This window comes from Acinetobacter indicus (assembly GCF_009914475.1).
GTDB classification, from domain to species: domain Bacteria; phylum Pseudomonadota; class Gammaproteobacteria; order Pseudomonadales; family Moraxellaceae; genus Acinetobacter; species Acinetobacter indicus.
The window spans coordinates 1,460,193-1,477,633 of the sequence record NZ_CP045198.1; the positions used below are offsets into that span (position 1 = coordinate 1,460,193).

Here is a 17,441-nt window from a genome sequence, read left to right on the forward strand (position 1 = left end):
AAATCTGGAAAAGTTGGTTTATTGCACTTTAAAACCATATGTCACAACCTCTACACGGCGGTTCGGCAAGTTACATTCATCTCTGGCTGTTTTATTATTTGCAAAGCGAGCATCACAATCACTCACCACAAGCTCGTGCTCACCACGACCTTCTGCCAAAATATTTGAATTCGTCACACCTTGCTGAATCAATAGATGTCTTACTGTCTGTGCACGTTGTAAGGAAAGTCTCTGGTTATATTCTTCTGAACCAACAGGATCGGTGTAACCAATTACCGCAATTTGTCCAATATGAACTGCATTTTTTTTGATTTCAGCTGCAATGACTGCAATCTCGCGCTGTCCTTGCGGTAACAGGTTTTGTGAATCTGCCTTGCCATAGGCAAATAATGCACTTGCAGCTAAAGTGTATTTTTTCACAACAGGCTGAGGGGCTTGAGCCTGCTGATACAGTATTTTCGGACAAATACTGCTTTGTTCTAGGCGAGGCAGAGTATGAGTTTGTTCTTGTGTATGCTGTAGAGCTTGCTGAGCTTGCTGCTCGGTTAAAGGTTTAAGAGCCAGTTGATGATTATCGGCTTGAATGACCGAAAAATAATGTATGCGATTGTTGGTCAAATCAAAGGTGTTTTTTTGCTCACGCAGGATTGGATAATTTAGGTTGATATCAGTATATGCCACAGTGATATTGGTTGGCATTGCACATAACGGAATTGCTTTATAACCACCCGATTGTAAAGAGGTCAGGTATTTCCCCTCCACAAAAATATTCGCTGCCGTACCTTCTACAGCACCTGGCTCACGAATGAATACTGCCATTACCTGCTCTGAAGTCAAACTTTCAGTTGCAATTGCGGCATTTGGAATGAAGTTACGCCATTTTTCATTAGAAGATAACTGTCCAGTTGAACTACAACCGACTGCCAGCAATGAGAGACCTAAAATACTAACCAGCTTCTTTGCACCCATCATCAAACCCCACGAATTTCACAAGTTTAATAAAACCTAGATTTAAGTTTTGCTAACAAAAGCAACAAAAATATAATTTCTGAGACAGAATTAACACTTACTCTTTCATAATAGTAAATAAAACAATAAAAATCTAACAAAAATCGAGGATTAAATATAATTTCTTCAAGATTTTTGTATTTTAAATATTATTCTCACAGAAACCTGACAATCATTCTCATTAAAGGATATGAGATTAAAAATATAGCAACAATTCTCTTTATTAATCGAATTGTATTTACAATTCTCAATCTTAAACACAACAATAGCACTTAACAAAATATTAATATCTTTACAACAATCCCATATCTTTATTATGGGATTAAGCTATTTTAAATTCTTAAAATGTTAAGCCATTAAAATAACCTTAAATTTATTATGGATTTAAGATGCTTCATTTAAGTAATAATCAAAATATTAATATTTATAGTTACTTTTTTGATTTTATTCATATAAAAATAAAATAATTAACAAATAGTCAATAAAAAAAGCCAAGCTTAAAACCTGACTTATTTTAGATATACTTCATAATGATAGAAGAGAAAGGATAATGCTTTAGCGCTCCTGTAATGCTTGCTTCATTCGTGTGATCGGTTTAATCAGGTATTGCAGAATGGTTTTTTCACCAGTTTTAACATCCACACTCGCAATCATGCCTGGAATAATCGGCATTGGTTGACCATTTTTATCGGTCAAAGCATTCTGGCTAGTTTCGACCAAAATCCGGTAGTAAGCTTCATCTGGATTCAAATTCAGCTCACTTGGACGGGTTTTATCACGTAAGGTATCTGGACTGATTAAAGTGACTTTGCCTTCAAGTCCACCATAAAGTGAATAGTCATAAGCAGTAATTTTTACAATCGCATCTAAACCTGGACGTACAAAAGCAACATCCTGAGGGCGAATATAAGCTTCTACCAGCAATTTATCATCCAGCGGAACAATTTCCATAATATCCTGTCCCGCCTGAACCACACCACCGACCGTATTGATTTTAATGTTTTTCACAATCCCCCGTAATGGTGCGCGTATTAAACTACGGTCTACCGGGTCGGCTCGCATCGCCATATTTTCTTTGGCCTGTGCCAGTTCAGATTCAATCCGTACCAGTTCATTGTTGGCTTCTGCTGCATACTGATTGCGTTTGTCATCTATTTGCAGGGCCAGGTCCGAAGACTGGCGACGCATACGTAACAATTCAACCTCGGACATTACTCCTTCTGCCACCATTGGTGCAGTAATAGCTATCTCACGGTCTAGCATCGACTTGCTGGTTCTTAGGCCAGACACTGCATCTTCTACCGCACGGCGTCGTGCTTCATAGGCAGCACGCTCACGGCGCTGTAAGTCTAAACTAATCCCTGCGGGAAACTGTATCGCAGTACCATAAGATTCCGCACGTAAACGTGCCGCCATGGCTTCTAGGTTAGCAACCTTGGCTTCACTTTCACGTAATACCGCGGCACTTCTTGTATCGTCCAAGGTTAATAAAATTTGCCCTTTTTCAACTACATCCCCTTCACGCACCCGCATCTCTTTAATGGTGCCAGGATCAAGACTTTGTACAATCTGTTCACGGCTAGTCGGAATTACACTGCCTTGTCCACGCGTGACTTCTTCGACCGTGCTGTTATAGGCCCAAATCACAAAGACCACTAAAAACACGAACAGCAAACCAATCACCCAAAACAGCCCTGTATGCTTTTCTTTTTGCAAAGCTGCATTCAGATCATTAACCAGCTTCAGGTCTTTGGAATGTATCTGCTCAGATGACGGAGCTTGTTTATCTTTCATACATCTTTCTCAATTATTGCAGGCGATGTCACAGGGGTATTTTGCTTCACACTGTTGGCTTAACCATTTTCAGAGGTGGCTACAGTATCGGAATTTGGGGTCACTGCCTGGCTCACTTGAGCTGAACTGCTCGCCCCTGCAGGTCGAATCACGCGTGGTGCAGTCATACGCGCTTTTTGTTCGTTGTGCGCCAGCTTTTTCAGCACAGCATCACGAGGACCATCCATCACAATTTTGCCCTGATCCACCACCACAATCCGATCTACAATACTCAGCACCTGCATACGATGTGTCACCACCAACAGGGTTTTGTCTTTACACCATTGCCCTAATGCTTTCAGGGCTTTCTGCTCGGTGCCCTGATCCAATCCTGTGGTTGGTTCATCTAACAGCACCACTTTAGGATGGCGTAAAGTTAAACGGGCCAGCGCAATAATTTGTTTTTGTCCGCCGGATAAGCCTTGCCCATCTTCACCCAATGGCATATCCAGACCTTTAGGATGGTTTTGGATCACCTGCTCTAAACCAAAGCGTTTCAGTGCATTGAGTAAATCCTGATTGCCTGTAAAGCCATCTTGACGTGCCAAATCTAAATTTTCACGTAAACTGCCTAAAAACAACCGTGGAGATTGTCCCAGCATGGCAATTTGATTACGCACAAAATTCGGATCAAGTTGGCGTAAATCCACCCCATCCAAAGTGATATTGCCCTGACTCGGCTCAAACAAACCACTGGCCAGTTTAAGCAAGGTGGTTTTACCACTGCCAATTTTGCCCAAAACCCCGACTTTCTCACCCGGTTTCAGCTGCAATTGCACGCCTTTGACCACCTCTGGCGTATCATCCTGATATTTAAAGCTCACCTGTTGCAGATTTAACTCACCGGCCACATGCTCCAGACTAATGTATTCACGTTCTGGGTCACGCTCAATTTTACGGTCAATAATACTTTGCAAACCTTGCATGCCGACTTTGGCTTGCTGGAAGCGAATGGCCAGATTGGCAATTTGTGCCAGTGGTGCCAGTGCACGCCCTGAGAGGATTACTGCAGCAATCAAGGCACCCATGGTGATTTTAGAATTAGCATCTGGACTATGAATTAAATAGGTACCGACAATCACTAGCAGTACCGTATTCAATTGTTGAACCCCGACAGAGAAATTCACCACAAAGTTGCTTAAATCACGGGTTTTAATACTGGATGCTGCACTACGGGCGGTATAAAAATCCCACTTTTCTTGTGCCCAGCTGGCGGCATTATTGGTTTTTAAGGTTTCAATCCCTTCAATTGCTTCAACTGCTAGACCTTGACGCTGTGCACCTTCACGCATTGATTCATTAATAAAACGTGCCAATGGACCTTGGGCTAAAAAACCAACCAGCATCACAATAGGAATCAGAATTAATGGCACCAAAGCCAACTTACCAGCGATGAGCCAAATGACCGTAATGAACAGCAATAAGAACGGTAAATCCACCAACACCAATAAACTGGCGCTGGTCATAAAATCACGTACCGACTCAAATTCACGCAAGTTATTGGCATAGGCCCCCGATGACGCAGGCTTTTCCGATAAATCCAGACTCATCACCCGTCTAAAAATAGCAGAACTAATGATCAGGTCGGCTTTTTTACCGGCAATATCGGTTAAATGCCCACGAATCATTTTAGCCACAAACTCAAACAGAATGGCTAAAACTACCCCAATACTGAGTACCCATAACGTTTCATAGGATTTATTCGGAATCACACGGTCATAGACATTCATCACATACAATGAACTGACCAAGGCCAAAAAGTTGATAATAAAAGTTGCTAAAATCACCTGATAATAATAGAAACGGAAACGCCAGATGACTTTCCAGAACCAGGCTTTCGGCATGTGATATTCAGGTAGCTCTGAACGCAAATCACTGGCCAATTTGGGCTTAATAAACCAGCAATATCCCAAATACAATTCACTTAGTTGGGCTTGTGTCAGCTGTTGTTTTAAGCCATCAGTCTGCTGAATTTGATACACCCGCTCATCACCCACCCCTTCAATTTTGGTAATGACAGCTGCATTTTCATCGTGTAATACAATCACTACAGGCATTGCTAAAGATGGAATATCCTGCAAACTGCGTTGCGCCAAAGTGTTGTCAAAACCATGGGTTTTTAAAACCTCGCTCAGCGAATGATAATTCACCTGCAGGTTCTGATCATGGGTCACCTGTGCCATTAAGGTCGCTACAGAAATAGGCGTTCCCAAAAGCTGAGTAACCAAGGCAATATGTTCAATGATGGATTTCATGATCGTTTTAACAACCCTTCTGCTGTCACAAGAGTGGGATTAAAATTAAGGCTGTGCCTTCCAGTTTGAATGAGGTGCAGCCATCGCCCAGCTTGAAATTTTGCCTTGCGCACGTAAATACGCCAAAGCAGCCATACGGAAATCATTTTGTGCCGTCACATAGGCCATTTCTACCGCCGACAGTTCATTATAAGCATTTAAAACATCAACCAAGGTTTTACGTGCAATCTTAAATTGTTTTTCATTGGCCACGACTACATCACGTGATGCTGCAATTTGTTGCCGGCTAATGTCCATTTTTTGCTTGCTTTGAAACATATCAATTTCTGCAGTGCGGGCACGCTCTTCAATATCACGTTGAATTTGTCCTAATCGTGCCTGTGCAGCCACAATCGACTGCCCACCCTGCTCTACTGAATATTTGGCGCCCTGATTAAACACATCCCAAGCCATACTCAAATAGATTTCTCGGTCTTCAGTGGTGACATTACCTTCCAGATTAATACTTGGGTAGCGTTTAGTTTGACGATATTTATGTTCTGAGCGAAGACTGTCTAATTCCGCTTGTTGTGCCTGAAATGAAGGATGTTGACTGCTATCGCTCAGGCTATAACGCTCCACCACATCTGTCACACTAAAATGGGCAAAAGGATCACTTAAACCTTCGGGATTAATATTCGGGGTATATTTTTTTAAATTGCTTAAAGCAAAACCAAGCTCACGCTGCAAACCACTAATCATATGCTCGACCTGCATTTGTCGTGCTTTGGCTTGAATAAGTTCAGAACGGCGTCCCTGGTCATATTGCACAATAATGCCAATATCGCGGGTAAATTTATTATGGCGCTCCAAACTGCGGTTTTGTACCACTAAAGATTCCTGGGCACGCAAGGCTTTAATATATTCACTGCCAATGGTGTAACCCAGTTCTTCTGCTGTTTCACCCGTTTTTTGCTGATAGTAAACAGATTTATTTTTATCTCGCTCGATCTGGGCACGAATTGCGCCAAACGAGTACAGGTTTAAAGTTCCTCGCAATCCCGGAGTCAAATCTTCACTGGTGTAATCAGCACGGTTTTCATGAGATTGACCAAGGATCTGATTGGCCGTGACAGCCAGAACAGGATAATGCAAGGCCTGCGATTCTTTGACTTTACTGATAGCGGCCTGCTCATTGGCTTGTGCCTCAATGATTAGCGGATCTTGCTGTAAAGCCATTTTTAAAATCGTTTGCAGCTCTGCAGCCTGGGCAAGGGAACTCAAACACAATGCGGTGAAAAGAATCTTTGCAGCATCTCCACCAATCTGTTTTGCAAACACTTTACACTTGTTCATACGTGACAAAATGAGTAGATAAATGATTCAAGACATCCCCGGTATTTAAGCCCGTAAATTCCATAAAAGTATGCGATGGCTGTAAAAGTTTGATGGATTTCATAATTCTTTCCAATTCCCCCAAATGTGTCAACCATTTTTAAGCTCTTCTTTACCTTATCTTCTAAGACTTTTCCAATAGATTCAAATGATTTCATCACATCTAGCCAAATGGAATAATCCCTTAGTTTGAATTGTTCAAGGCATTGATTGATCAGCGTTACTGGTTATCATTGATATAACATTCTATTTAAATCATGATTTATTTAGGGTCTGTTGACATTTACTGTGCAAAAAAATAGCGAAAAAGTAGAATTTAATCGCCAAACCAAATCTACTCCTCGCTATGCCTCGTACAATGTTGACTGATCAACACTGGTCTAAGTTAAAAAACATTTTCCGTAATTTTCGTATTTATCTCAAACAAAATCTTCGAAATTTTATTGAAGCTATTCTTTATAGAATCCGTACAGGCTGCCCGCGGCGGGATTTACCTGCTGCCTTCGGAAAGCCAAACTCCATATTCAAGAAATTTTCCCGGTGGTCGAAAGATAATAAGTTATTAAAAATATTTAAGTTAATTTCATCTGATGCTGATCTAGAGTGGGTATTTATTGATGCTAGCCATGTGAAGGCTCATCAGCATGCTACAGGAATCAAGGATCAGGCTATCTCAAAAAGTATCGGTGGAAATAGTTCTAAAATTCATTTGGCAGTTGATTCTCATGGGAACCCTGTTCAGTTTTTGATAGAGGATGGTACGACCCATGATGTAAAAGTGGCACCGAAATTAGTTAACAATATAGACCTGCACGAGACAGAAATTCTCTGTGCCGATAAGGGTTATGACTCTGAATCCTTGAGAGAACAGATAGAAAAAACGGGAACTCAAGCTAATATTCCCAAGAAGTCCAATACACTTTCAAATAATGATCATGTGGATTGGTATTTTTATAAAATCAGATATTTAATTGAGAATGCTTTTGCTAGATTAAAGCAATTTAGAGGAATTGCCACACGCTATGACAAGCTAAAGCAAAGCTATGAAAGGTAGTGTTCAAAAATCTGTGTCATTTCAATAAACTGAATCAAACAGGAAATGACACATCATGGCAAATAACTTTGATTTCGAAGCTGCTTTAAAACAATTACAGTCAGGACAACCCCTCACTGGTGAAAATGGTATCCTGACACCACTGATCAAACAGCTGACCGAAGCAGCTTTAAATGCTGAAATTGAAAACTATCTGGAAGAAAATCCTAAACCAACCAATCGCAGGAATGGTTATTCTCGCAAGACTGTAAAATCATCCTCAGGTTCGTTTGAACTGGAAACACCTCGTGATCGTACTGGTGATTTTGAGCCCCAACTCGTCAAGAAGAATCAAACCAACCAGGCCGATTTAATCTTTGAAAGTGCTGCAGTCTATACCGCCGATGCCAAAGGCACCCAGGCTCAGGCCATTGCAGTCAAAGATGGTAAAATTGTCTATGTGGGTAATAATGCCGGGCTACAAAGCTGGCGCGGTGAGGATACCCGCATCATCAACCTGCAAGGTAAAAGCCTGTTACCTGGTTTTGTCGATACCCATAATCACGCCTATTTACGCGCTGAGTCGATGTATTGGGTGACCTTAACCACACCAAGTCTGGAAGGTTATAAACAGGAAACCCAAGCCTTTTTAGCCACTCAACCTGAGGCCAAACAGATTCGTGGTGTGGGCTGGAATTTAAAATATATTCTGGAACAGGCAGCTGCCACCGGCCGTTCACCTGCGCAGCTGCTTGATGATATTGTCGGCAAAGATATTCCAGCGGTATTTATTACCCATGGCCATCATGAAGTCTGGGCCAATACCCGCGCCATGCAAAATGCCGGCATCACTAAAGCCACACCAAATCCGCCGGGAGCATTTATTGACCGTGATCCGGTTACAGGTGAACCGACTGGTATTTTACGTGAATTCGGCGCCCAGAATCTGGTGATTAGCGCCCTGCCACAGCCAGACTTTAGCGTGGACGAATATAAAAATGCGATTCTGTCGTTCCAGCAAGATCTCGCACCGCAGCGTAACCTCGGTGATTGTCCCGATTCATTATCCAACTGATACCTTTTTAGAAGCCATGCAGGCACTGGACAATGAAAACAAGCTAACCGTGCGTTATGACCTGCTGCAATGGGCCGATGAAAACCGCGGTACCGAGCAGATTCCGGGCTTTGTCGAACGTCGGGATAAATATAAAGGCAAATTCTTTAAAACAGATTCCATCAAGATTTTTGGGACCGGCGCCAGCAGCACTTATGGTTCGGTGGTCTGGAATCAGGAAACCTTAAAGAAAACCGTGGCTGAACTCGACCGGCAAAAATTCCGGGTCTATATTCACAATATTGGCCCGACCAGCACCTACAACCTGATGCTAGATGCCTTTGAATATGCCCTGCAACAAAATGGCCCGCGTGATGCCCGCCACATGATTACCCATGTCAGCGATGAAGCCATCCCGACCATTCCACGTTTTAAAGCTCTAAATATCCGGGCCGATGGCCATCCTTTACCAAAAGCCTTCTTTGATGCCGGGGTACTGGTCAACTCATCCAGTGATTATCCGGTGCGTGAATTCTTCCCGATGACCCGTATTGCCACCGGGGTGAAATCGGGCGTAGCGCTTAATACCATGCTGAATAGCCATACCATTCAGGGAGCAGAAGCCATGTTTACTGAAAAAGAAACCGGTTCAATTGAAGTCGGTAAAGCCGCAGATCTGGTAGTGATGGATCAGGATCTGTTTAAACTCAGCGCCGATCAGCTGGAAGGTTCACAAGTGTTGATGACACTTTTTGAAGGCAAAGTGGTGTATGACAATTTAAATGGCCGTGCAGCTGGCAGTAATGAAATGGTGGTGGAACTGGCAGATGGGCATAAACATTAAACAAAACTGCAAGATGTTTAGCCTATTTACATAAAAAACAGTTGAGTAAAACGCCCCGGCACCTCGGGGCGTTTTGTGTTGTGTAATCATGATTTTTATGGCGGCTTTAAAAATAAAATTAGCTTTCCAGTATTTTTAAACTGAGTCGCATCAGTTGCAAAGCCAGCTGTTTACGCTCATCCAGGCCGTTCCACAAGGTATCTTGACCCAAAATAGAATAATGCCCTTCGCCACACTTAATTTTTAGATCCTGCTCTACATCCTGCAGCCACTGTTCACTCTGATAATATTCCTGCAACTGTGACCAGAGCTGCTCTGCTTGCTGTAATTGCTGCTGGGTCTGCTCCAGCTGCTCCATCAAGTTACGCCATTGTTCATATTTCTGCTGCAGCAATTGAGGATCGAATTTCATCATACCGCCCTGTGTTGTCTTTCTTCTTTTGAGTGTAAAGGATGCAACGCGGGGGATGAATGGTGGTTATGTCACTGGGCAGTCTATAGTTTAATAATGTTTGACGTGCTCAACATCTGGAAATTTATCTGCCGAAATACCGCAAACGAAGATATTGATTAATCCAACCAGAATCAATATGCATAAAAAAAGCCCTGACATTGTCAGGGCTTTTTGAATTTGGCGGAAGCGGTGAGATTCGAACTCACGGAGGACTCACACCCTCGTCGGTTTTCAAGACCGGTGCATTAAACCGCTCTGCCACGCTTCCATGTGCGCCATAATACGAAGCTTTTTTCCATCTGACAAGTAAAAATTACATTCAAGTGACTCAAATGAATATTGTTTCATCAAATGTTTAAAGTTTGGCGGCCAATTCAGCACCTTCGCGAATGGCGCGCTTGGCATCCAGTTCCGCCGCCAGTTTTGCCCCGCCAATAATGTGATACTGCGCCAAGGTCTGCTGGCCATTTTCCGGCATAATCTCTTTGACCGATTCCTGCCCGGCACAGACCACCACGGTATCGACTCGCAATAACTGGTCATGGCCATCCATTTCTACCCATAAGCCTTCATCACCAATGGCTTTATATTGCACCCCGCGTAACATGCGTACGCCGTGCTTTTTCAGTTGTGCACGATGCACCCAGCCGGTGGTTTTACCTAAGCCGGCACCCAATGGCGTGGTTTTACGCTGCAACAAATAAATTTCACGCACAGGGGGATGAATTTCCGGTGCCTGCATACCACCTTCAGACATATAGTGTGGATTTAAATCGACACCCCACTCGCGTTTCCATTCCTCCACAGGTTGCGGCTGTGGCTGCTGCTCCGGTTTTAATAAAAACTCGGACACATCAAAGCCAATGCCACCGGCGCCAATTACCGCCACTTTATGACCGACAGGCGCGCCATTGAGTACTTCGGCATAAGACAGAACTTGCGGTAAATCGCTGCCCGGAATATTGAGTGTACGTGGCACCACACCAGTGGCAACAATCACCTCATCAAAGCCTTCACGTTCCAGCTGCTCGCGGTTAACTTTGGTATTCAGACGTACATCTACGCCAGTTTTTTCCAGCTGCACCTTAAAATAGCGGATGGTTTCGTGGAATTCTTCTTTGCCCGGAATCACTTTGGCCAGATTAAACTGCCCGCCGACATCGGCATTGGCTTCAAATAATGTCACCTGATGACCACGGCCTGCAGCCACCGTTGCAGCAGACATACCAGCGACTCCACCGCCCACCACGGCAATCCGTTTTGGCTGTTTGGTTTTGACATAGACCAGTTCGGTTTCATAAGCAGCACGCGGATTGACCAGACAGGTGGCGCGCTGGTTTTTAAAGGTATGATCCAGACAGGCCTGATTACAGGCAATACAGGTATTGATTTCATCGACCCGGTTGGTGGCGGTTTTATTGACCCAGAAAGCATCGGCCAGTAAAGGACGCGCCATCTGAATCATGTCGGCTTTGCCCGCTGCCAGAATTTCTTCGGCCGTATCTGGCATATTAATCCGGTTAGAAGCAATCACCGGAATCGACACTTGCTGTTTCACGGCTGCGGTGTAATCCACAAATGCCGCGCGCGGCACCGAAGTCACAATGGTCGGAATACGCGCTTCATGCCAGCCAATACCGGTATTCAGTAAAGTCACACCGGCCTGTTCCAAAGCTTTGGCTACCGTGATGACTTCATCCATAGTGTTACCATCATGTACCAGATCCAGCATCGACAGACGGAAACAGATAATAAACTTATCGCCAATTTCTGCACGAATGGCTTTGACAATTTCCACAGCAAAGCGCATTCGGTTTTCAATCGGGCCACCCCAACGGTCATTGCGCTGATTGACATGACGGCTTAAAAACTGGTTTAGCAAATAGCCTTCAGAACCCATGATTTCCACGCCATCATAACCGGCTTTTTTGGCCAGACTGGCGGTTTTCACATAGTCCTGAATGGTGTTTAAAATCTGTTTATCGCTGAGTTGGCGCGGTTTAAATGGTGAAATTGGCGATTTAATCGGGCTAGCCGACACCACAAAAGGCTGATAGCCATAACGGCCGGCATGCAGAATCTGCAACAGGATTTTGGCGCCATGCTTATGTACCGCATGTGTCACCAGTCGATGCGGTGCAATATCCCCCAAGGTATTCATGGTGCCGCCGGCCGGTAATAACCAGCCCTGACGGTTCGGGGAAATCCCGCCCGTAATAATCAGGCCAACGCCGCCTTTGGCACGCTCACCAAAATAGGCCGCCAGTTTCGGATAATTATAAAAACGGTCTTCCAGACCGGTATGCATGGACCCCATCACCACCCGGTTTTTCAGGGTAGTAAAACCTAAATGTAATGGACTGAGCAGATGTGCATAGCTTGTTGTCATCATGTATTCCTGTACGCTGGCTTTGCAACTTGTTGCATAATACTGTAGCGATTTTTTATTATTTGTTTATGGCATTTTCAAAAAATTATCATGACAAACTGCCAATGTCAGTTCTGCCACTGCTTGCTGCTGCTTTTCCATAGCGCAATTGCGCCGAGCACCGTGCCAATTGGAAAACTTAATAACATCAGCACGGCCAAAATACGCGACAGTGTGCGTCCTTCACCATTGCCCCGTTTCACTTTTAAACAGGCGCTGATATTCAGATAAATCAACAGCAGCATCAAGGCTATCACAATGACTAAATTGACTGTGGCAATACTGCGCTGCTGATATTCCAGATACAGGAACACCACCGCACTAAAACTGAGTAAACCGGCATAAATACCATGAACCAGCGCCAGGGTTTCATTGCGGTTATTGTTGGAGATCAATGGGGGCGGTGTGACATTGGGCTGCATCGGCATTTCCTCTCTATGGTTATGAATTGTTCTATCATACTCAAGCCAGGAATGGGCTGCTGTGGCCGAAAATAAACTGAAACCGATGAAAAAAGTCTAACTTTTTTCAGAAAGCAAATTTTTCAGAAAACATCGTTTCGGAAAAGTGCTACAATAGCGCCATTTTCGAATTCTCCTTGGCCACCATTTTGGTTGCCTATATTCATAAGTTAGGACTCGCAATGACTGATAATGCAACGATCTTGCAAAGCGTACCAGTAGGCAAAAAAGTGGGTATCGCCTTCTCTGGTGGTCTAGACACTTCTGCTGCTTTATTGTGGATGAAACAAAAAGGCGCTGAACCTTATGCCTACACAGCAAACTTGGGTCAGCCAGATGAAGATGATTACGATGCTATTCCGAAGAAAGCGGAAGCCTATGGCGCAGTAAAAGCACGCTTAATCGACTGCCGTTTACAGCTTGCACTTGAAGGTATTGCTGCAATTCAGTGTGGCGCGTTCCACATTTCAACAGGTGGTGTGCCTTACTTCAACACCACACCACTAGGCCGTGCAGTTACCGGGACCATGCTGGTTACTGCCATGAAAGAAGATGACGTGAACATCTGGGGTGATGGTTCAACCTATAAAGGTAACGACATCGAGCGTTTCTACCGTTACGGCTTACTGACCAACCCGGCGCTCAAAATTTACAAGCCGTGGTTAGACCAGACCTTTATTGATGAGCTAGGCGGCCGTGCAGAAATGTCACAGTTCCTGATCGACAACGGCTTCGACTATAAAATGTCAAAAGAAAAAGCCTACTCGACTGACTCGAACATGCTGGGTGCAACGCACGAAGCCAAAGATCTGGAATACCTGAATGCCGGTATCAAGATTGTTGAGCCAATCATGGGCGTTGCGTTCTGGAAAGATGACGTTGAAATTGCACCTGAAGAAGTTTCAATTACCTTTGAAGAAGGTTTCCCGGTTGCACTGAATGGCCGTCGTATCGAAGATCCGGTAGAGTTCATTCTGGAAGCCAACCGCATTGGTGGCCGTCACGGTCTGGGGATGTCGGATCAGATCGAAAACCGTATCATTGAAGCGAAATCTCGTGGTATTTACGAGGCTCCGGGTATGGCGCTGCTGCACATCGCTTACGAGCGTTTAGTGACAGGTATTCATAACGAAGACACCATCGAACAATACCGTATTAACGGTTTACGTTTAGGCCGTTTACTGTATCAAGGCCGCTGGTTCGATTCTCAAGCACTGATGCTGCGTGAAACTGCACAGCGTTGGGTTGCGAAAGCCATTACTGGTACAGTGACTTTAGAACTGCGTCGTGGTAATGACTACACGATTATGAACACTGAATCTGAAAACCTCACCTATGAAGCTGAGCGTTTGACCATGGAAAAAGGTGATTCAATGTTCACGCCAATGGATCGTATTGGTCAGTTAACCATGCGTAACCTGGACATTACCGATACCCGTCAAAAACTTGGCATTTATACCGGTGCTGGTTTACTGGCCGTGGGTACAGGTTCTGCTGTTCCACAATTAAAAGACAAGAAATAAGTTGTCTCTATGAAAAAACCGCCTTCGGGGCGGTTTTTTTGTACTTGCTGTTTGGGATTTATTCTAAACCTTGCAGAATATCGCTGACCTGCGCGGTCTGATAATAAATCTGGTTCCGGCCGAGTTTTTTCGCCCGGTACAGCGCCTGGTCGGCACGGCTAATCAGATCATCCTTGGAAATCTCGAGCTCGCCTTTATACACGGTAAAACCCAGGCTGATAGTAATGATATCGGACACACTGGATTTTTCATGCGGAATAGACAGCCGTTCAATCGCCCTAAAAATATTTGACGCCACCGCATAAGCACCATGCGCATCGGTTTCAGGCAGCAACACCACAAATTCTTCGCCGCCATAGCGCGCCACAAAATCCATATGCCGAATCGCGTCTTTAATGGACTTGGCCACTGATGAAATGACTTCATCACCTTTTTGATGGCCATAAAAATCATTAAACAGCTTAAAGAAATCGACATCAATAAATAGCAAGGACAAGGGCCGTTCATCATGCCGCGCCTGCTCATAATAGCTGTTCAGCATTTCATCAAAGTTGCGCCGGTTCGACACTTTGGTCAGTGCATCATGCTGGCTTAAATGCAGCAATTCTTCACTGTTAATCCGGTTAATTTTCTCGCCGAGTTTCGCCTGCTGCATCACCAGAAAGATCATCCGCTCTCGGGTACACAGCATTTTACTCATTAAAAAACCCATCACTACGCTGCCGATGAGCACCCGCGCCATCACCATCACATCAATTGGAATGTAAAAGGTAAACAGCATGACCATGGTCATCACTGCTGCCATTAATCCGGTCAGCAGCATATGAAACGGTTTTACCCCGGTCAGCACATAGCCCATGATATAAATGATACAGATGATCATCATGGCCTGATATTTCAGTGCTTCGGTATACACAGTCATGGTCAGCCAGGTCATCGACAGTATGGCCCAGAACACCAGCGCCATGGCGGCATAGGCAAAATAGCGCCGCAGGATTTTATAATGCGCAAAGAAAAACAGCGTCAGCAGACACAGACCACCATTGAGTAGCCCGAGCAGACAGCGGATAAAATCATGCCAGAAATGTTGCGGCTGGATAATCCAGTAATCCCCGGGAATGACCAGCATGGTCAGAATAAAATAGACCAGCACCCCCGACCAGAAATACTGGTTAATATTATGCCGGGCACGCTCCAAATACTGCTGCCAAAATTCCTGTTCCAGCTGTTTCGGAAACACCTGACCTGCGCTGCGTCGTTGCCGGGCAATCAGTGCCTCTATTTTTTCCTTGTCGTATTGCAATTGGACAAGCTTATATTTGTATTCCATTGACATAAAATATAATTTTTATAGTCGCTTAAAAATAACACAAAATGATAAAAATTAATTCAATATAAGGCATCTTTTGTCTAGATTTGACGTTATCATTGTCAGGTTTATAGATTATCATTCCATTTATTTTTCGATCGGCATCACCTTGAATACGATTACTCTTTTACAGCCAGATGACTGGCATGCTCACTTACGTGACGGTTTAGCATTAAAACGTACAGTTCCAGATCTTGCCAAACAGTTTGCACGTGCGATCTGTATGCCGAATCTTGTCCCGCCTGTAAAAACCGTGGAAGAAGCGATCAGCTATCGTGAACGCATTATGGCGCATGTGCCAGAAGGCGTGGCGTTTGATCCGCGCATGGTACTGTATTTCACCGATCAGACTTCGCCAGCCGAAGTGAAAAAAATTAAAGACTCCGAGCATGTCAATGCCATCAAGCTGTATCCGGCCGGTGCAACCACCAACTCGGACAATGGTGTCAGCGACATCCGTAAAGTCTATGCGGTGATTGAACAGTTAGAAGAACATCAGGTGCCGCTGCTGTTACACGGCGAAGTGACCCATCAGCATGTCGATATTTTTGACCGTGAAAAACGCTTCCTAGATGAAGTATTGGCACCTTTATTAAAACAGTTCCCGAAACTGAAACTGGTGCTAGAACACATCACCACCAGCGAAGCAGCGCACTTTGTTCTGGAGCAGGACCGCAACGTAGCGGCTACCATTACTCCGCAGCATTTGCTGTTTAACCGCAATGACATGCTGGTTGGTGGGGTTAAACCACACTTCTACTGCCTGCCTATTTTAAAACGTCAAACCCATCAGCAGACTTTGCTGGAAGTGGCGACCAGTGGCAATCCGAAATTCTTCCTCGGAACCGACAGCGCGCCGCATTCTAAAAATGCCAAAGAAAATGCCTGCGGCTGTGCCGGCTGCTATAGCGCACCAACCGCCATTGAGCTGTATGCGCAAGCCTTTGACCAGGTCGGTAAACTGGACCGCCTAGAAGGTTTTGCCAGCCACTTTGGCGCAGACTTCTATGGTTTGCCGCGTAATACTGGTACGATTACCCTGGTTAAAGAAGACCAAGTGATTCCTGCAAGTTTAGACTATTTGGATGGTGAACAGATTGTTCCGCTATATGCCGGTCAAACCATCCAATGGAGAAAAGTGTGACAGACGAAACTCTACCTTTAATTGGTCAGCGTTTCCGTGGATTCTTACCTGTTGTGGTCGATGTCGAAACAGCAGGTTTTAATTCGCAAACCGATGCCTTACTTGAAATAGCCGCCATTCCGATTGTGTTTAATGCGGAAGGCCATTTTGTTCCGGGTCAGGCCTATCATGCGCATATTAATCCGTTTGAAGGGGCCAATCTGGACCGTCGTTCACTCGACTTTATCGGGATTGATCCGTTCAACCCGATGCGTATGGCCATGGCTGAAGATGAAAAAACGGCGCTGAAACGTATTTTTAAATCCGTGAATGAAGTGCGTCGCCAGCAAAACTGTACTCATGCAGTGCTGGTCGGCCACAATGCGCATTTTGATCTGGGCTTTTTACAGGCGGCCATTGCCCGTACCAGTACCAAAAACCAGAATCCGTTTCATAGCTTTTCCGTACTCGATACCGTAACCTTAAGCGCAGTGATGTTCGGTCAAACGGTACTGGCCAAATCCTGTATTCAGGCCGGCATTGAATTTGATGGCAAAGAAGCGCACTCTGCCCTGTACGACACACAAAAGACCGCGGAACTGTTCTGTTATATTTTAAACAAACTCACCCCGCATCTACTTGACACCTTGGTGGCGGATCAATAAGATACCGCCATCTTCTA

At 44.5% G+C, this 17,441-nt stretch carries 14 protein-coding genes, 1 tRNA gene and 1 pseudogene; 7 read left to right on the plus strand and 9 right to left on the minus strand.

Translation table 11 applies throughout. From position 1 onward, the window contains the following. Positions 1-18: 18 nt before the first annotated feature. The 4 genes from GA693_RS07365 to GA693_RS07380 all read right to left on the minus strand — a co-directional run bounded on the left by GA693_RS07365 (position 19) and on the right by GA693_RS07380 (position 6,359). The gene (locus GA693_RS07365; protein WP_160241152.1) at positions 19-969 is read right to left on the minus strand and encodes an OmpA family protein; all 951 of its coding nucleotides are present in this window, start codon (positions 967-969) and stop codon (positions 19-21) included. 594 nt (positions 970-1,563) lie between these two features. Next, positions 1,564-2,802 carry an HlyD family type I secretion periplasmic adaptor subunit gene (locus GA693_RS07370; protein ID WP_075167724.1) on the minus strand — a complete coding sequence of 413 codons (1,239 nt, stop codon included), beginning with the start codon at positions 2,800-2,802 and terminating at the stop codon, positions 1,564-1,566. A gap of 59 nt (positions 2,803-2,861) precedes the next feature. Next, positions 2,862-5,096 (minus strand): type I secretion system permease/ATPase, encoded by a 2,235-nt coding sequence (locus GA693_RS07375; RefSeq protein ID WP_160241151.1) that lies wholly within the window; start codon positions 5,094-5,096, stop codon positions 2,862-2,864. Between the two features lie 45 nt (positions 5,097-5,141). Beyond that, on the minus strand, positions 5,142-6,359 hold the full coding sequence (locus tag GA693_RS07380) for a TolC family protein (protein ID WP_160241150.1): 1,218 nt from the start codon (positions 6,357-6,359) through the stop codon (positions 5,142-5,144). A gap of 457 nt (positions 6,360-6,816) precedes the next feature. Between GA693_RS07380 and GA693_RS07385 the strand changes: the two genes are divergently transcribed. The 4 genes and pseudogenes from GA693_RS07385 (at position 6,817) to GA693_RS14965 (ending at position 9,401) form a co-directional block, all read left to right on the plus strand. Beyond that, positions 6,817-7,524 (plus strand): IS5 family transposase, encoded by a 708-nt coding sequence (locus GA693_RS07385; protein ID WP_160246261.1) that lies wholly within the window; start codon positions 6,817-6,819, stop codon positions 7,522-7,524. Between the two features lie 55 nt (positions 7,525-7,579). Continuing rightward, positions 7,580-7,873: pseudogene (locus tag GA693_RS14955) on the plus strand (transposase); the annotation flags it as partial. A 3-nt stretch (positions 7,874-7,876) separates the two neighbouring features. Beyond that, a complete protein-coding gene (locus GA693_RS14960) occupies positions 7,877-8,578 on the plus strand; it encodes an amidohydrolase family protein (RefSeq protein WP_407646729.1) in 702 nt (233 codons plus the stop codon). Further along, complete coding sequence (locus GA693_RS14965; RefSeq protein WP_171502402.1) at positions 8,502-9,401, plus strand: amidohydrolase family protein; 900 nt, start codon at positions 8,502-8,504, stop codon at positions 9,399-9,401. Before GA693_RS14960 ends, GA693_RS14965 begins: the two co-directional genes overlap by 77 nt. Before the next feature lie 118 nt (positions 9,402-9,519). Here the strand turns inward: GA693_RS14965 and GA693_RS07400 are convergent, their stop codons facing one another. The 4 genes from GA693_RS07400 to GA693_RS07415 form a co-directional block, all read right to left on the minus strand. After that, a complete protein-coding gene (locus GA693_RS07400) occupies positions 9,520-9,813 on the minus strand; it encodes a DUF4298 domain-containing protein (RefSeq protein WP_228151496.1) in 294 nt (97 codons plus the stop codon). A gap of 220 nt (positions 9,814-10,033) precedes the next feature. Then, positions 10,034-10,123: transfer RNA gene (locus GA693_RS07405), tRNA-Ser, on the minus strand. 87 nt (positions 10,124-10,210) lie between these two features. Then, entirely contained in the window at positions 10,211-12,247 is a 2,037-nt protein-coding gene (locus GA693_RS07410; RefSeq protein WP_171502401.1) for an NADPH-dependent 2,4-dienoyl-CoA reductase, read from the minus strand. 104 nt (positions 12,248-12,351) lie between these two features. Beyond that, positions 12,352-12,705, minus strand: a complete 354-nt coding sequence (locus GA693_RS07415) for a hypothetical protein (protein WP_160241146.1) — start codon at positions 12,703-12,705, stop codon at positions 12,352-12,354. Positions 12,706-12,926: 221 nt separating this feature from the next. Between GA693_RS07415 and argG the strand changes: the two genes are divergently transcribed. Further along, a complete protein-coding gene (argG, locus tag GA693_RS07420; RefSeq protein WP_005179184.1) occupies positions 12,927-14,267 on the plus strand; it encodes an argininosuccinate synthase in 1,341 nt (446 codons plus the stop codon). 58 nt (positions 14,268-14,325) lie between these two features. On the opposite strand, the gene GA693_RS07425 is transcribed toward argG, so the two are convergent. Continuing rightward, positions 14,326-15,597: a GGDEF domain-containing protein gene (locus GA693_RS07425; RefSeq protein WP_160241145.1), complete on the minus strand. Its 1,272-nt coding sequence runs from the start codon at positions 15,595-15,597 to the stop codon at positions 14,326-14,328. 148 nt (positions 15,598-15,745) lie between these two features. Here GA693_RS07425 and pyrC point away from each other — a divergent pair, with 148 nt between their 5' ends. Both pyrC and rnt read left to right on the plus strand, forming a co-directional pair. Beyond that, on the plus strand, positions 15,746-16,780 hold the full coding sequence (gene pyrC / locus GA693_RS07430) for a dihydroorotase (RefSeq protein WP_034597856.1): 1,035 nt from the start codon (positions 15,746-15,748) through the stop codon (positions 16,778-16,780). After that, entirely contained in the window at positions 16,765-17,424 is a 660-nt protein-coding gene (gene rnt, locus GA693_RS07435) for a ribonuclease T (RefSeq protein WP_075167718.1), read from the plus strand. Before pyrC ends, rnt begins: the two co-directional genes overlap by 16 nt. Positions 17,425-17,441 lie beyond the last annotated feature (17 nt).

Excerpts from the sequence above, each read along its gene's own strand:
- GA693_RS07385 (WP_160246261.1), top strand. The coding sequence starts at position 6,817 with ATGCCTCGTACAATGTTGACTGATCAACACTGGTCTAAGTTAAAAAAC.
- GA693_RS07415 (WP_160241146.1), bottom strand. The coding sequence starts at position 12,705 with ATGCAGCCCAATGTCACACCGCCCCCATTGATCTCCAACAATAACCGC.
- GA693_RS07375 (WP_160241151.1), bottom strand. The coding sequence starts at position 5,096 with ATGAAATCCATCATTGAACATATTGCCTTGGTTACTCAGCTTTTGGGA.
- GA693_RS07425 (WP_160241145.1), bottom strand. The coding sequence starts at position 15,597 with ATGGAATACAAATATAAGCTTGTCCAATTGCAATACGACAAGGAAAAA.
- argG (WP_005179184.1), top strand. The coding sequence starts at position 12,927 with ATGACTGATAATGCAACGATCTTGCAAAGCGTACCAGTAGGCAAAAAA.
- GA693_RS07410 (WP_171502401.1), bottom strand. The coding sequence starts at position 12,247 with ATGATGACAACAAGCTATGCACATCTGCTCAGTCCATTACATTTAGGT.
- GA693_RS07370 (WP_075167724.1), bottom strand. The coding sequence starts at position 2,802 with ATGAAAGATAAACAAGCTCCGTCATCTGAGCAGATACATTCCAAAGAC.
- GA693_RS07400 (WP_228151496.1), bottom strand. The coding sequence starts at position 9,813 with ATGAAATTCGATCCTCAATTGCTGCAGCAGAAATATGAACAATGGCGT.
- GA693_RS14965 (WP_171502402.1), top strand. The coding sequence starts at position 8,502 with ATGCGATTCTGTCGTTCCAGCAAGATCTCGCACCGCAGCGTAACCTCG.
- GA693_RS07365 (WP_160241152.1), bottom strand. The coding sequence starts at position 969 with ATGGGTGCAAAGAAGCTGGTTAGTATTTTAGGTCTCTCATTGCTGGCA.
- rnt (WP_075167718.1), top strand. The coding sequence starts at position 16,765 with ATGGAGAAAAGTGTGACAGACGAAACTCTACCTTTAATTGGTCAGCGT.